At 64.0% G+C, this 13,582-nt stretch carries 14 protein-coding genes; 2 read left to right on the forward strand and 12 right to left on the reverse strand.

Features of this window, described 5'->3' with window-relative positions:
* Positions 1–8: 8 nt before the first annotated feature.
* From hemW to PPL01S_RS00940, 8 genes are all read right to left on the reverse strand, one after another.
* The gene (gene hemW / locus PPL01S_RS00905) at positions 9–1,184 is read right to left on the reverse strand and encodes a radical SAM family heme chaperone HemW (RefSeq protein ID WP_028625073.1); all 1,176 of its coding nucleotides are present in this window, start codon (positions 1,182–1,184) and stop codon (positions 9–11) included.
* Complete coding sequence (gene rdgB / locus PPL01S_RS00910; protein WP_028625074.1) at positions 1,181–1,777, reverse strand: RdgB/HAM1 family non-canonical purine NTP pyrophosphatase; 597 nt, start codon at positions 1,775–1,777, stop codon at positions 1,181–1,183. The genes hemW and rdgB overlap by 4 nt, the downstream gene beginning before the upstream one ends.
* Positions 1,774–2,208, reverse strand: a complete 435-nt coding sequence (locus PPL01S_RS00915) for a DUF4426 domain-containing protein (protein WP_016393363.1) — start codon at positions 2,206–2,208, stop codon at positions 1,774–1,776. Before PPL01S_RS00915 ends, rdgB begins: the two co-directional genes overlap by 4 nt.
* A 22-nt stretch (positions 2,209–2,230) precedes the next feature.
* Complete coding sequence (gene metW, locus PPL01S_RS00920) at positions 2,231–2,851, reverse strand: methionine biosynthesis protein MetW (protein ID WP_015272149.1); 621 nt, start codon at positions 2,849–2,851, stop codon at positions 2,231–2,233.
* A 7-nt stretch (positions 2,852–2,858) separates the two neighbouring features.
* On the reverse strand, positions 2,859–3,998 hold the full coding sequence (gene metX / locus PPL01S_RS00925) for a homoserine O-succinyltransferase MetX (protein ID WP_016393364.1): 1,140 nt from the start codon (positions 3,996–3,998) through the stop codon (positions 2,859–2,861).
* Between the two features lie 87 nt (positions 3,999–4,085).
* Complete coding sequence (locus tag PPL01S_RS00930) at positions 4,086–4,676, reverse strand: YggT family protein (protein WP_016393365.1); 591 nt, start codon at positions 4,674–4,676, stop codon at positions 4,086–4,088.
* A gap of 10 nt (positions 4,677–4,686) precedes the next feature.
* The gene (proC, locus tag PPL01S_RS00935) at positions 4,687–5,505 is read right to left on the reverse strand and encodes a pyrroline-5-carboxylate reductase (protein WP_028625075.1); all 819 of its coding nucleotides are present in this window, start codon (positions 5,503–5,505) and stop codon (positions 4,687–4,689) included.
* A gap of 38 nt (positions 5,506–5,543) precedes the next feature.
* Complete coding sequence (locus PPL01S_RS00940) at positions 5,544–6,230, reverse strand: YggS family pyridoxal phosphate-dependent enzyme (RefSeq protein WP_016393367.1); 687 nt, start codon at positions 6,228–6,230, stop codon at positions 5,544–5,546.
* 65 nt (positions 6,231–6,295) lie between these two features.
* Between PPL01S_RS00940 and PPL01S_RS00945 the strand changes: the two genes are divergently transcribed.
* Positions 6,296–7,294, forward strand: coding sequence for a type IV pilus twitching motility protein PilT (locus PPL01S_RS00945; protein WP_016393368.1), 999 nt, complete (start codon positions 6,296–6,298; stop codon positions 7,292–7,294).
* A gap of 81 nt (positions 7,295–7,375) precedes the next feature.
* On the opposite strand, the gene PPL01S_RS00950 is transcribed toward PPL01S_RS00945, so the two are convergent.
* Positions 7,376–8,005, reverse strand: coding sequence for a C40 family peptidase (locus PPL01S_RS00950; protein ID WP_016393369.1), 630 nt, complete (start codon positions 8,003–8,005; stop codon positions 7,376–7,378).
* 169 nt (positions 8,006–8,174) lie between these two features.
* Between PPL01S_RS00950 and PPL01S_RS00955 the strand changes: the two genes are divergently transcribed.
* Positions 8,175–8,594, forward strand: coding sequence for an NINE protein (locus tag PPL01S_RS00955; protein WP_016393370.1), 420 nt, complete (start codon positions 8,175–8,177; stop codon positions 8,592–8,594).
* 45 nt (positions 8,595–8,639) lie between these two features.
* On the opposite strand, the gene PPL01S_RS00960 is transcribed toward PPL01S_RS00955, so the two are convergent.
* From PPL01S_RS00960 to PPL01S_RS00970, 3 genes are all read right to left on the reverse strand, one after another.
* Complete coding sequence (locus tag PPL01S_RS00960; RefSeq protein WP_016393371.1) at positions 8,640–9,338, reverse strand: SPOR domain-containing protein; 699 nt, start codon at positions 9,336–9,338, stop codon at positions 8,640–8,642.
* Between the two features lies 1 nt (position 9,339).
* The gene (gene argS, locus PPL01S_RS00965) at positions 9,340–11,076 is read right to left on the reverse strand and encodes an arginine--tRNA ligase (RefSeq protein ID WP_016393372.1); all 1,737 of its coding nucleotides are present in this window, start codon (positions 11,074–11,076) and stop codon (positions 9,340–9,342) included.
* Positions 11,077–11,195: 119 nt separating this feature from the next.
* The gene (locus PPL01S_RS00970; RefSeq protein WP_028625076.1) at positions 11,196–13,415 is read right to left on the reverse strand and encodes a primosomal protein N'; all 2,220 of its coding nucleotides are present in this window, start codon (positions 13,413–13,415) and stop codon (positions 11,196–11,198) included.
* Positions 13,416–13,582 lie beyond the last annotated feature (167 nt).

Here is a 13,582-nt window from a genome sequence, read left to right on the forward strand (position 1 = left end):
GGTCATCCTTATGTCAAGAAATACTGCAGCAGGTCATTGAGGAACAGCTGGCCGCGCGGCGTGGCCACCAACCGATCAGGTTCGACCTGCAGAAGGCCCTTTTGTTCGGCGGCGCGGCGCGCTTCGGCCAGTTGCGCCAGGGGCAGACCGGTACGCTGGGTGAACAGCTCGGCTTCCACCCCCTCGGTGAGGCGCAGGGCGTTCATCAGGAACTCGAACGGCAGCTCGTCGACCGGCAGCAGCTTCTCGCCAGCCTTGAAGGGCTTGGCCAGGTTCAGGTAGTCCTTCGGCAGGCGGGTCTTCCAGGTGCGCAGGATGCGGCCATCGGCAAAGGTCAGCTTGCCGTGGGCACCGGCGCCGATGCCGATGAAGTCGCCGAAGCGCCAGTAGTTGAGGTTGTGCCGTGCCGGTCTGCCGGGCTGGGCGTAGGCCGACACTTCGTACTGCTTGAAGTCATGCTCGGCCATCAGGGCCTGGCCAGCTTCCTGGATGTCCCAGAGGATGTCGTCTTCCGGAAGCTCCGGCGGCTGGTTCCAGAACACCGTGTTCGGTTCCACGGTCAGCTGGTACCACGACAGGTGCGTCGGCCCCAGGTCGATGGCCTGGCGCAGGTCGCCGAGAGCGTCGTCCAGCGACTGCTCGGTCAGGCCGTGCATCAGGTCCATGTTGAAGTTGTCGAAGCCGGCGGCGCGCGCCATGGCCGCTGCGCGGATGGCCTCGTCGCCATTGTGGATGCGGCCCAGCGCCTCGAGCTTGGCAGGCTGGAAGCTCTGCACGCCGATGGACAGCCGATTGATGCCCGTTTGCCGGTACGCCTTGAACTTCTCCTGCTCGAACGTGCCGGGGTTGGCTTCGAGCGTGATTTCGATGTCCGAAGCGAACGGAATGCGTGTTTCCACACCGCGCAACAGGCGTCCGAGGGCATTGGCGCTGAACAGGCTGGGCGTACCGCCACCGAAGAAGATCGACGAAATCGACCGACCCTGCACGGCCGCCAGTTCCTGGTCGAGGTCAGTCAGCAGGGCGTCGACATAAGCCTCTTCCGGCAGCTCGGGGCCGGCGGCGTGGGAATTGAAGTCGCAGTAAGGGCATTTGCGCACGCACCACGGAATGTGGATGTACAGCGCCAAGGGCGGCAGCGAGGTCAAGGCTACCGCGCCTGGTTGAGACAGCGTTGCGATCATGCCAGGCCCAAACGTTGACGTAGCAGGGCCATGGCGCGGGCGCGGTGGCTGAGCTGGTTCTTGTCCAGGGGCGCGAGGTCGGCGCTGGAGCAGTTGCGCTCAGGCACCCAGAACAGCGGGTCGTAGCCGAAGCCATGTTCGCCGCTGGCTTCGAACAGGATGCGCCCCTGCCACAGGCCTTCGCAGAGAATCGGCAGCGGGTCATCGGCATGCCGCACCAGGGCCAGCACGCAGACGAACTGGGCGCCGCGTTGATCTTCCGGCACATCCTTGAGCGCTTCGAGCAACTTCGCATTGTTCGCTGCATCGCCCTTGCCGTTGGCATAGCGCGCCGAATAGATGCCCGGCGCGCCACCCAGGAAGTCCACGGCCAGGCCCGAATCGTCGGCCAGCGCCGGCAGGCCGGAAATGCGGGCCGCGTTGCGTGCCTTGAGAATCGCGTTCTCGACGAACGACAAGCCGGTTTCTTCAGGCTCGACCTGGCTGAACTCGCCGATCGAGCGCAGTTGCACCGACTGGCCGAGCATGGCCTGGAGTTCCTTGAGTTTGCCGGCGTTGTGGCTGGCCAATACGAGTTGCTGGAAATTCATCATTCGCCTGGGAACACTTCCTGGTTGAAGCTGAGTTTATTACTGACCCCGCCGGTTTCGACATTCAGGTTGAAGGTCAGCGTCTCGGCCTGATCGATCTTGAACTGGGCGATGTAGTAGATCGCCCCTTGGTCGGAAATCTGCTTGAACGACAGCGGGCTACTGCGTCCGGTGAGGTCCTCTACCGTGCCGCTGACCACCGCCATGGTGGGTTTGCTGGCCTTGAGCACGGCAACATTGAGCACACCCTGGTTCTTGCTGCGAGTAAGCCCCGTGGCGGCGGCGATATCCGGTTGCAGCATGCTCGAGGTGAAGGCGCTGTAGTGCACCGTCACGTCACCGAAAACTTCCTTGCGATCGGGCTTGGCGGCATCGGCAGCCAGTACTGGCAGGGCCAGGCACAGGCTGATCAGGAACAGGGCTAGTCGACGCATGGTGCGATTCCTCCGGTGGGCGTCAGACCGCGAGCTGGTGCTCCTGCAGGCCAGGGCTGCTGACGCGATAAATGCCGATTTCACCTAGAAGATTAGGCCAAAGCCGGCCACCCCACCCGTTCCGGTGCAGGTGGTCGACGGCCAGGCGGTCGAGCACCTTGGCGCGACGTTCGTGGCACAGCTCTTCGAAGTCGGCAAAGGTACAGAAGTGGATGTTCGGCGTGTTGTACCAGGTGTACGGCATGAAGTCCGATACCGGCATGCGGCCTTTGGTCGCCAGGTACCAGCGGCAGCGCCAGTGGCCAAAATTGGGGAAGGTGATGATGCACTGGCGACCCACCCGCAGCATCTCGTCGAGAATGCGGTCAGGGTACTCCACGGCCTGCAGGGCCTGGGTCATGATCACCACGTCGAAGCTGTTGCTGGCGAAGTTGCCCAGGCCCTTGTCGAGGTCCTGCTCGATCACGTTGACGCCCTTGGCCACGCAGGCGGCGATATTGTCGGCGTCGATTTCCAGGCCGTAGCCGGTGACCTGCTTGCGATCGCGCAGCGAAGCCAGCAGCTCGCCACTGCCGCAGCCCAGGTCGAGTACCCGGCTGCCGGCGGGAATCCAGTCGTGGATGATTTCCAGATCGGCTCTCATGCTGTCCTCAGATGGCGATGCGGTTCATGTAGTTCGAGAAGCCCTGCACGTAGCGAGGCGTCGGGATCAGGAAGGCGTCGTGCCCGTAGGGCGAGTCGATCTCCAGATAACAGACGTTCTTGCGTGCGGCCATCAGCGCATCGACGATCTCGCGCGAGCGTGCCGGGGAGAAGCGCCAGTCGGTGGTGAAGGACATGATGCAGTAGTCTGCCGTGACGTGGGCCAGGGTCGCGGAAAGGTCGCCGCCATTGGCCGCGGCCGGGTCGAAGTAGTCCAGCGCCTTGGTCATCAGCAGGTAGGTGTTGGCGTCGAAGCGGCCGGAAAACTCTTCGCCCTGGTAGCGCAAATAGCTCTCGACCTGGAATTCGACGCTGTGGAAGTCGTAGTTGAGCTTGTCGCTCTTGAGCTCACGGCCGAATTTCTCGCCCATCGAGTCGTCCGACAGGTAGGTGATGTGGCCGACCATGCGCGCCAGCATCAGGCCGCGCTTGGGAACCACGCCCTGGTCCTGGAACGAGCCGCCGTGGAACTCCGGGTCGGTCAGGATGGCCTGGCGCGCCACTTCGTTGAAGGCGATGTTCTGGGCCGACAACTTGGGGGCCGAGGCAATGTCGACGCAATGGCGCACACGGTCCGGGTAAGTGATGGTCCACTGCAGTGCCTGCATGCCGCCCAGGCTGCCACCGACCACGGCGGCCCACTGCTGGATACCCAGACGGTCGGCCAGGCGCACCTGGCTGCGCACCCAGTCTTCCACGGTCAGTACCGGGAAGTCTGCGCCATAGGGTTTACCGGTGGCTGGGTTGATGCTGCTCGGACCGGTGCTGCCGTTGCAGCCGCCGAGGTTGTTCAGGCTGACCACGAAGAAGCGGTTGGTGTCGATCGGCTTGCCAGGGCCGATGCAGCTGTCCCACCAGCCCGGCTTGCGGTCGGTGGCGGCATGGTAGCCTGCGGCATGGTGATGGCCGGACAGGGCATGGCAGATGAGCACGGCATTGCTCGCGCTGGCATTCAGGCTGCCATAGGTCTCGTAGACCAGTTCGTAGCTCGCCAGGGAGCGGCCACAGGCCAGGGCCAGCGGTTCTTCGAACCGGGCAGTTTGCGGTGTTACCAGACCGACGGAATCTTCGGGAAGGACAGTGGACATCGACCCTGCTCACGCTTGACGGAGGCGTAAGTCTAAAGAGCGCTACCCCCAGCGGCAAGCGAAGGCTTGCCGCTGGGGGTAGCGGGGTCAGATCATCCGCCACAGTTCCTGTGGCATGCCGGCATAGGCGGCCAGCGGTGGCATGACGAACGACTGGAGCACCTGGATCGCCAGGAAGGCGAAGATCGGCGAAATGTCCATGCCGCCCAGGTTCGGCACAATGCGCCGGAACGGTGCCAGCACCGGTTCGCTGATCTGGTAGGCAAGCTCCGCTGCCGGGTTGTGGCTGTTCGGCGCGACCCAGGAGACGATCACCATGACGATCATCGCCACCCAGAAAATCTTCAGGAACAGCGAGGTGATGCCGATGATTGCCCACATCAGCAGGTGCAGGATGTCGCCGAAGGTGCCGTAGGTGACCATCAGCACGAAGCCCATCAGCAGGGCCTGGATGACGACCGCCAGCAGCAGCGACGAGGTGTCCAGGCCGCCCACGCTGGGGATGATCCGGCGGATCGGCTTGAGCAGTGGCTGGGTGGCGCGTACGGCGAACTGGCACAGCGGGTTGTAGAAGTTGGCCTTCACCAGCTGCAGCACGAAGCGCAGCAGGACGATCACCAGGTACAGGCTGACCAGGGTTTGCACCACGAAGATCGCGGCGCCTGACAGTGCATTCATCAAGAACTCCTTATTTGCCCAATTGCTCGGCCAGCTCGGCAGAACGCCTGGCCGCAGCCTCCAGCGCCTGCTCGACGATGGCTTCGAATCCGTTGCCCTGGAACGACTTGATCGCCGCCTCGGTGGTGCCGGCTGGCGAGGTGACGCGGCGGCGCAGCTCGGCGGCGTCGACGTCGCTGGCCACCGCCATGTGTGCAGCGCCCAAGGCCGTCTGCAGTGTCAGTTGCGAGGCGGTTTCGCGCGGCAGGCCGAGCTTTTCACCGGCAGCGGTCATGGCTTCGATCAGCAGGAAGAAATAGGCCGGGCCGCTGCCGGAGACAGCAGTGACGGCATCGAGCTGTTGCTCCTGTTCCAGCCACAGGGCGGTGCCGACGGCCGACAGCAATTGCTCGGCTTGCTGGCGTTGTTCGCCGGAAACCTCGGCGGTTGCGTACAGGCCGCTGACGCCTTGGCGCAGCAGGGCCGGGGTGTTGGGCATGCAGCGCACGACCGGGCGGGCACCGAGCCAGGCTTGCAGGCTGGCGCAGGTGATGCCGGCGGCGATGGAAACGATCAGCTGGCCGTCCTGCAGGCTGGGCTGCAGGGCCTGGCAGACGGCTTTCATCACTTGCGGCTTGACTGCCAGGACGATCACATCGGCATCGGCGATGGCGCTGGCATTGTCTTCGAACGCTTCGATTCCGTGCTCGGCCTGCACCCGGGCGCGGGCTTCGGCGCCCGGGTCGCTGGCGCGGATCTGCGCTGCGTCCAGGCCTTGGGCACGCAGGCCGCCGATCAGGCTGGCGGCCATGTTGCCGGCGCCGATAAAGGCAATACGTGTCTTGCTCATGTCAGGTCCTTGAGGGAAAGAGTGAGTAAAGCATGGAATCAGACGGGGCCGTAGTTGCGGGCACCGAACAGGGCGGTACCGATACGTACCCAGGTCGCGCCCTGTGCAATCGCGGCTTCCAGGTCGTGGCTCATGCCCATGGACAAGGTGTCCAGGCCGAGATTCAGGCCCTGCTGCAACTGCCGCAGGCTGGCGAAGGCCGCTTCCTGCTCGGCACGGTCGTCGGTCGGCTCGGGAATCGCCATCAGCCCGCGCAGGCGCAGGTTCGGCAGTGCGGCCACGGCGTTGGCCAGTGCCGGCAGGTCGGCCGGCGCGCAGCCCGACTTGCTGTCTTCGCCGCTGACATTCACCTGAAGGCAGATGTTCAGCGGGGGCAGCCCGGCGGGGCGCTGTTCGGACAGGCGTTGGGCGATCTTCAGGCGGTCCACGGAATGTACCCAGTCGAAATGTTCGGCAATCGCTTTGGTCTTGTTCGACTGAATGGGGCCGATGAAGTGCCAGATCAAGGGCAGGTCGACCAGCTCGACTTGTTTGGCCAGTGCTTCCTGCAGGTAGTTTTCACCCACATCGCGCACGCCGGCGGCATGGATTTCGCGAATGGCGCTGGCCGGTTTGGTCTTGCTCACCGCCAGCAACTGGATGCTGGCCGGGTCGCGTCCAACGGCCCGGGCCGCGCTGTCGATGCGCGCAGAAAGGGCGGAAAGGTTGTCTGCTATGGTGGACATTGATCGATGCCGTCGGCTCTGGGGTCTGCGGCATTCTACCTGCTTGATGGCCTTTGGGGAGTCTCATGGACGTGACCGACCTGCTGGCCCGGGCTGTGGAGGCAGGGGCGAGCGACCTGCACCTGGCTGCGGGCGAAATACCGATGCTGCGCCTGGATGGCGAGTTGCAGCGGCTGGACCTGCCGTGCCTGCAGCCTGCTGCGTTGAACGATGGCATGGCGCCTCTGCTCGACGAGGGGCGGCGCCAGTGCTGGGAAAAGGGTGATGAGCAGGATCTGGCCCTGGAGCTGGCGCCATTGGGACGCTTTCGTCTCAATCTGTTTCGCCAGTTGAATGGCCCTGCGGCGACCTTTCGCCTCATTCCCAGGCGCATCCCTACACTGGGTGAGCTGGCACTGGAAGAAGTGTATCGAGCTATTGCGCGGTATACCGATGGGCTGGTCCTGATCGGGGGGCCAACCGGCAGCGGCAAGTCCAGCACCTTGGCGGCCCTGATCGATCAGCTCAATCGTGAGCGCTGTCTGCACATCATCACCCTCGAAGACCCTGTGGAAGTTATCCACAGCGGTCAGCGCAGCCTGGTCAACCAACGCGAGATCGGCCGACACTGCCGGGACTTTTCCCAGGGCTTGCGCAGTGCGCTGCGTCAGGACCCGGATGTGATCATGATCGGCGAGTTGCGAGATCTCGAGACGATACGCCTGGCGCTGCGGGCGGCGGAAACGGGGCACCTGGTGCTGGCAACGGTGCATACGCGCTCGGCGGTGAGCAGCATCGACCGTCTGGTGGATGTGTTTGCGGCAGAGGAAAAGCCATTGGTACGGGCCATGTTGGCGGAGTCGCTGCGCATGGTGGTGGCGCAGGTGCTGGTCAAGCGTGGGGGTGGTGGGCGGGTGGCGGCGAGGGAAGTGCTGGTGGCGACGCCGGCTGTGCGCAACCTGATTCGCGAGGGGCGTATGGCGCAGTTGTGTTCGGTGATGCAGGCGGGGGCGGCGGAGGGGATGCTGACGATGGAAGGGGCGATGAAACAGCTGAAGAGCGAAGGGCTGATTGAGCTTGGGTGAAGGCTGCTGGCCCTATCGCCGGCAAGCCGGCTCCTACAGGTCCCTGTCGGAGCCGGCTTGCCGGCGATAGGGGCGGCGCGATCAGCGCTTGGCCAGCGCCAGCTGCTGCTGTTCCTTCGGCAACACCCGCTTGGCAACCACATAATGCTTCTGCCAGTAAGGCTTGCTCAGGTTGTCGATGCTCACCCGCTTGCCGCGACGCGGTGCGTGGATGAAGCGGTCGTTGCCCAGGTAGATGGCAACGTGGTTGACCCGTCGGCTCTTGATGTTGAAGAAGATCAGGTCGCCTGGCTTGAGATCGCTCTTGGCCACCTTCACCCCATGACCCTGGGCCATGGCGTTGGAGGTGCGCGGCAAGTCGACGTCAGCCACGTCGTTGAAGGCGTACTTGACCAGCCCGCTGCAGTCGAAGCCCTTTTTCGGGCTGCTGCCCCCCCAGACATACGGGGTGCCGAGCACGTTGACGGCGCGGCTGAGCACGTCGCTGCTCTGCTTGGGCGACATCGCGGCGACGGCAGGCAGGTTGTGAGCCTTGGCCGAAGCGGTCTGGCGTGCGCGCAGCGTGGTCTGTTTGACCGGTGCATGTTTCACCTGCGTGTTGCTGGTGTAGCCGGTGAAACCATTTGGAAGACGTTGCTCACGGTTGGTGGCGTGGGCGGCCAGGGGCAATAATAGACAGAGGGTCAGCCATGTCTTGAACAAAGGCGGCATAGATGAAGCTCTTTATGAATGTTTTATGTGTGTTGGCGGGCAACTTTATAACAGCTTTTTGATCACTTTTTGATCCGTTGGTCGATTGTCATGCTGCCATACGTCGGTCGGCGCCAGAAAAGTCACATTTTTTTTTAGAAAATTTTTGGATAACCCAAGAGGGCTACGAATGAACAGTTATCAACAAGGAGTGCCGCATCACGACACCCACAGCAAGGTGATCGGCTACCTGCTGTGGATCTTCGGGTTCACCGGCTCGCACCGGTTCTACTACGGCAAGCCCATCACCGGAACGATCTGGTTCTTCACCCTGGGCCTGCTCGGCATCGGCTGGCTGATCGACCTGTTCCTGATTCCGTCGATGGACCGCGAGGCTGACCTGCGTTTCCAGTCAGGGCGTATCGACTACAACATCGCCTGGATCCTGCTGACCTTTCTCGGCATCTTTGGTGCGCACCGGCTGTACCAGGGCAAATGGATCAGCGCGATCATCTACTTCTTCACCGGCGGCCTGTTCCTGGTGGGGGTGCTGTATGACTTCTGGACGCTGAACGGACAGGTCTCCCAAGCCAACGCCGAGCGCCGCTGAGGCAGAAAAAAGGCCTTGTCGCATCGAGCGGCAAGGCCTTTTTCATTACTGGCGGGTTTGTCGCTGTTGCAGCAGCAAGTTGCTGAAGCCTGCGCCTGCCAGCTGCTTTTGCGCACCGGTAAGCTGTTCGCGGTTGCTGAACGGGCCGACCAGCACGCGGTACCAGGTTTCATCCTTGACCGTCCCCGATTCGACCTTTACCGCCTGGCCAAGCAGGATGATCTGCGCACGAACCTTGTCGGCATCCGCCTGCTTGCGGAACGAACCCGCCTGCAGGAAGAACTGCGTGGTCGCCGCCGGCTTGATCACCGGTGGTGCCGGAGGCGGCGTCTGCCCCAGCAGTGCAGCCTGGGCGCGGGCGGTGTCGATCTTCGCAGCTTCTGCCGGGGTGACCGGGGTTACCGGTTGGGCTGGCACGGGCGGCGTTTTCTCAGGTACCGCCTCTGGCGGAACAATGACCTCGGACTCCGGCAGCAGCGTATAGAAGTCGTACTTCGGCTTCACCGGCTGCTGTGGCGTGGCAGGCGTGGATTTGCTGGCCTCGGTCACCTTCTCCGGTTTCTGCTGCTCGGGCTTGGTGCGCTGGATGTCGCCACCGCCAGGTTCGAGCTTCATCAGAAAGACGATGAAGGCGCCGACGGTAAGGCCGACCGCCAACCATACCCAGCCGGGAATCGGCTGTTTGGCCGGTGCCTGGGTGCGGCTTGCGCCGCGCTTGGGTGCTGGTTTTTTCTTGGCAGCCAACTTACATACGCTCCAGGGTTTCCAGGCCGAGCAGCTCCAGACCTTGCTTGAGGGTGCGGCCGGTCAGGGCAGCCAGGCGCAGACGGCTCTGCTGCTGCTCCGGGGTCTCGGCGGCGAGGATCGGGCAGTTCTCGTAGAAGCTGGAGAACAGGCCGGCGAGGTCGTACAGGTAGCTGCACAGCACGTGCGGCGTGCCCTTATCGGCGACGTTGTTGAGGATCTCGCCGAACTGCGCCAGGCGTGCGGCCAGGTCCTGTTCGTGAGGCGCTTGCAGGACAATGCTGCCTTCGACTTCGTCGAAGCCCTTGCCCAGCTTGCGGAACACGCCAGCCACGCGGGTGTAGGCGTACAGCAGGTAAGGCGCAGTGTTGCCTTCGAAATTGAGCATCAGCTCGAAGTTGAAGCTGTAGTCGCTGGTGCGGTGCTTGGACAGGTCGGCGTATTTTACCGCGCCGATACCGACCACTTCACCGATGTGGCGCAGTTCTTCGTCGGCCAGGCTCGGGTTCTTTTCCTTGACCAGCGCGTAGGCGCGGTCCTTGGCCTCGGTGAGCAGGTCGATCAGCTTGACGGTGCCGCCGTCACGGGTCTTGAACGGACGGCCGTCGGCGCCGTTCATGGTACCGAAGCCCATGTGTTCCATCTGCATCGGATGGCCGACGAAGCCGGCGCGGCGGGCCACTTCGAACACCTGGTTGAAGTGCAGTGCCTGGCGCTGGTCGACGAAGTACAGGGCGCGGTCGGCCTTGAGCACATTGCTGCGGTAGCGCACGGCTGCCAGGTCGGTGGTGGCGTACAGGTAGCCGCCGTCGGCCTTCTGCACGATCACCGGCAGCGGCTCGCCTTCACTGTTCTTGAACTCGTCGAGGAACACGCACTGGGCGCCCTGGTCCTCGACCAGCAGGCCCTTGGCCTTGAGGTCGTTGATCACGTTGGCGAGGTCGTCGTTGTAGGCGCTCTCGCCCATCACGTCGGCCATGGTCAGCTTGACGTTGAGCAGCTCGTAGGTCTTCTGGCAGTGCGACAGCGAAATGTCCTTGAAGCGTGTCCACAGCGCCAGGCACTCAGGGTCGCCGGCCTGCAGCTTGACCACCAGGCCGCGGGCGCGGGTGGCGAATTCCTCGGACTCGTCGAAGCGCTTCTTGGCCGCGCGGTAGAAGTTTTCCAGGTCCGACAGCTCGTCGCTGGTGATCGGGTTCTCTTCCAGGTAGGCCATCAGCATGCCGAACTGGGTGCCCCAGTCGCCCACGTGGTTCTGGCGGATGACCTGGTCGCCGAGGAACTCCAGGACGCGGGCGACGCTGTCACCGATGATGGTCGAACGCAGGTGGCCGACGTGCATTTCCTTGGCCAGGTTCGGTGCCGACATGTCGATCACCACTTTCTGCGCAGGGCTCGACTTGCGCGCACCCAGGTGGGCGTCGGCAAGGGCGGCGTCCAGGCGGTTGGCCAGGGCTTCGGTGTTCTGGAAGAAGTTCAGGAAGCCTGGGCCGGCGATTTCGACCTTGCTGATGTCGGCGCTGGCCGGCAGGGCATTGATCAGTTTCTCGGCCAGGTCGCGCGGCTTCATGCCGGCCGGCTTGGCCAGCATCATGGCGATGTTGCTGGCGAAATCGCCGTGGGTCTTGTCCCGGGCGTTTTCCACCTGGATCGCCGGCGACAGCCCTTCAGGCAGCACACCGTCGGCGACGAGTTGGGTGAGGGCTTGCTGGATCAGCTGGCGAATGGTGTCTTTCATGGGGATCTCTTTTCGACCGCAAGCGCGGTAGGGCGCCTGGATGCGCAGGTGGAAAAACTGGGCATTATCCGTTGCTGGAGCCAGGTTGCCAACCTTTGCCGGCGATAGGGCCAGTGACTTCAGTACAGGTCTACCGGATCCACATCCAGCGACCAACGTACCTGGCGCCCGCTCGGTATCTGTTCCAACACTAGCAACCAGGCGCTGATCAGTCGATGCAAGGGTGCCCGGGTGTTGGCCTGGATCAACAGTTGTGCACGAAAACGCCCGGCCTTGCGCTCCATCGGAGCGGGTACCGGCCCCAGCAGTTCGATGCCCGCCAGCTGTTGCTGCGCCACCAGCCGCTCCGCCGCACTGCAGGCTTCGTCGAGGAAACCTTCGGCCTGGCCAGGCTTGTGTGCTTCGGCGCGCAGCAGGGCCAGGTGCGAGTACGGCGGCAGGCCGGCGGCGCGGCGTTCGTCCAGCGCCTGCTCGGCGAAGGCGAAGTAACCTTGCTCGGTCAATTGCACCAGCAGTGGGTGGTCGGAGAGGTGGGTCTGGATGATGACCTTGCCGGCCTCTTCGGCGCGACCGGCACGCCCGGCGACCTGGACGATCAGCTGGGCCATGCGCTCGCTGGCGCGAAAGTCGCCGGAGAACAGCCCGCCGTCGGCATCGAGGATCGCCACCAGCGTTACCCGCGGGAAGTGGTGCCCCTTGGCCAGCATCTGGGTGCCGACCAGGATGCTCGGCTGGCCGCGCTGGATGGTGCTGAACAGGGTGTGCATGGCGTCCTTGCGTGCGGTGCTGTCGCGATCGACACGCAGGATCGGATAGTCGGGGAACAACACCTTCAGGCGCTCTTCGGCGCGTTCCGTGCCAGCGCCGACCGGGCGCAGGTCCACGTGGTTGCACTTGGGACACTGATGCGGCAAGCGCTCGTCGTAGCCGCAGTGGTGGCAGCGCAGCACGCCGGAGCGTTGGTGCACGGTCATGCGTGCATCGCAACGAGGGCACTCGGACAGCCAGCCACAGTCATGGCACAGCAAGGTCGGGGCGAAGCCACGGCGGTTGAGGAACACCAGCACTTGCTGGCCGGCTTCCAGGGTCTGGCGGATGGCCTGTTGCAGCGGGCCGCTGATGCCGCTGTCCAGCGGCAGGCTCTTCACGTCCAGGCGCAGCATGCGTGGTGGGTGTGCGCCACCGGCGCGCTGGTTCATGCGCAGCAGGCGGTAGCGGCCGGTCAGGGCATTGTGCAGGGTTTCCAGCGACGGGGTGGCGGAGCCTAGCAGGATCGGAATGTTTTCCTGGTGGGCGCGCACCAGCGCCAGGTCGCGGGCATGGTAACGCAGGCCTTCCTGCTGTTTATAGGAGCCGTCGTGCTCCTCGTCGATGATGATCAGGCCTGGGTTTTTCATGGGCGTGAACAGCGCGGAACGGGTGCCGATGATGATGTCGGCTTCGCCGTCACGTGCCGCCAGCCAGGCATCGAGGCGCTCGCGATCGTTCACGGCCGAGTGCAGCAGGGCAATGCGCGCGTTGAAGCGCTGCTCGAAGCGCGCCAGGGTCTGCGGGCCGAGGTTGATCTCGGGAATCAGCACCAGTGCCTGCTTGCCGGCTTCGAGGGTTTCGCGGATGAGCTGCAGGTACACCTCGGTCTTGCCGCTGCCGGTGACCCCAGCCAGGAGAAAGGCGCTGAAACCGCCAAAGCCCTCGCGCACCGTATCGAAGGCGTCGCGCTGCTCTTCGTTGAGCGGCAGCTCCGGCTGTGCCAGCCAGTGCTCATGACGTGCTGCCGGCCGCTGGCGGCGGACTTCCACCTGCACCAGCTCCTTGGCCAGCAGCAGGTCGAGGCTGTCCTTGTTCAGGTTGAGCTTGGTCAGCAGGCTGTGAGCCACGCCATGGGGGTGCTGGGAAAGCGTCTTCAAGGCATCGCGCTGGCGCGGCGCACGGGCGATGCGCGGGTCATCCAGACGGGCGCCGGGCGTCACGTGCCAGAAACGCTCCTGGCGCATCTCGGCCGGTTCCCCCTGGCGCAGCAGGGTCGGCAGCGCCCAGCTCAGGGTGTCGCCCAAGCTGTGCTGGTAGTACTGGGCGGTCCACAGGCACAGCTTGAACAGCGCGGCGGGTATCGGCGTCACCGGGTCGAGCAGGGCGATGGCCGGCTTGAGCTTGTCGGCCGGGACTTCGCTGTGGTCGCACACCTCCACCAGTACGCCGATCATCTCGCGGCGACCGAACGGCACGCGCACCCGCATGCCCGGTGCCAGAGCCTGGCGCGCCATGCCCGCCGGCGCCCGATAGTCGAACAGGCGACGCAGGGGGGAGGGCAGGGCAAGGCGCAGGATGACGTCGGACACGCGGAAGATCTCGGAGGGCGTTTCAAAGACTGGCGAGCCTAGCAGACGACGGTCGGTGCAAGCGACAACTTGCGTTGGCCTCATGCTCTGGTATTATTCGCCGCCTAATTACGTGCGGTATTCAACAATTGGTGTTGGGTGGCGGCACGCAGCTCGAGGAAGTGACC

It is taken from the genome of Pseudomonas plecoglossicida NBRC 103162 = DSM 15088, assembly GCF_000730665.1.
Classification (GTDB): Bacteria; Pseudomonadota; Gammaproteobacteria; order Pseudomonadales; family Pseudomonadaceae; genus Aquipseudomonas; species Aquipseudomonas plecoglossicida.

Bases quoted from the DNA above. Each gene is read 5' to 3' on its own strand.
- hemW (WP_028625073.1), bottom strand. From the start codon at position 1,184: ATGATCGCAACGCTGTCTCAACCAGGCGCGGTAGCCTTGACCTCGCTG.
- rdgB (WP_028625074.1), bottom strand. From the start codon at position 1,777: ATGATGAATTTCCAGCAACTCGTATTGGCCAGCCACAACGCCGGCAAA.
- PPL01S_RS00915 (WP_016393363.1), bottom strand. From the start codon at position 2,208: ATGCGTCGACTAGCCCTGTTCCTGATCAGCCTGTGCCTGGCCCTGCCA.
- metW (WP_015272149.1), bottom strand. From the start codon at position 2,851: ATGAGAGCCGATCTGGAAATCATCCACGACTGGATTCCCGCCGGCAGC.
- metX (WP_016393364.1), bottom strand. From the start codon at position 3,998: ATGTCCACTGTCCTTCCCGAAGATTCCGTCGGTCTGGTAACACCGCAA.
- PPL01S_RS00930 (WP_016393365.1), bottom strand. From the start codon at position 4,676: ATGAATGCACTGTCAGGCGCCGCGATCTTCGTGGTGCAAACCCTGGTC.
- proC (WP_028625075.1), bottom strand. From the start codon at position 5,505: ATGAGCAAGACACGTATTGCCTTTATCGGCGCCGGCAACATGGCCGCC.
- PPL01S_RS00940 (WP_016393367.1), bottom strand. From the start codon at position 6,230: ATGTCCACCATAGCAGACAACCTTTCCGCCCTTTCTGCGCGCATCGAC.
- PPL01S_RS00945 (WP_016393368.1), top strand. From the start codon at position 6,296: ATGGACGTGACCGACCTGCTGGCCCGGGCTGTGGAGGCAGGGGCGAGC.
- PPL01S_RS00950 (WP_016393369.1), bottom strand. From the start codon at position 8,005: ATGCCGCCTTTGTTCAAGACATGGCTGACCCTCTGTCTATTATTGCCC.
- PPL01S_RS00955 (WP_016393370.1), top strand. From the start codon at position 8,175: ATGAACAGTTATCAACAAGGAGTGCCGCATCACGACACCCACAGCAAG.
- argS (WP_016393372.1), bottom strand. From the start codon at position 11,076: ATGAAAGACACCATTCGCCAGCTGATCCAGCAAGCCCTCACCCAACTC.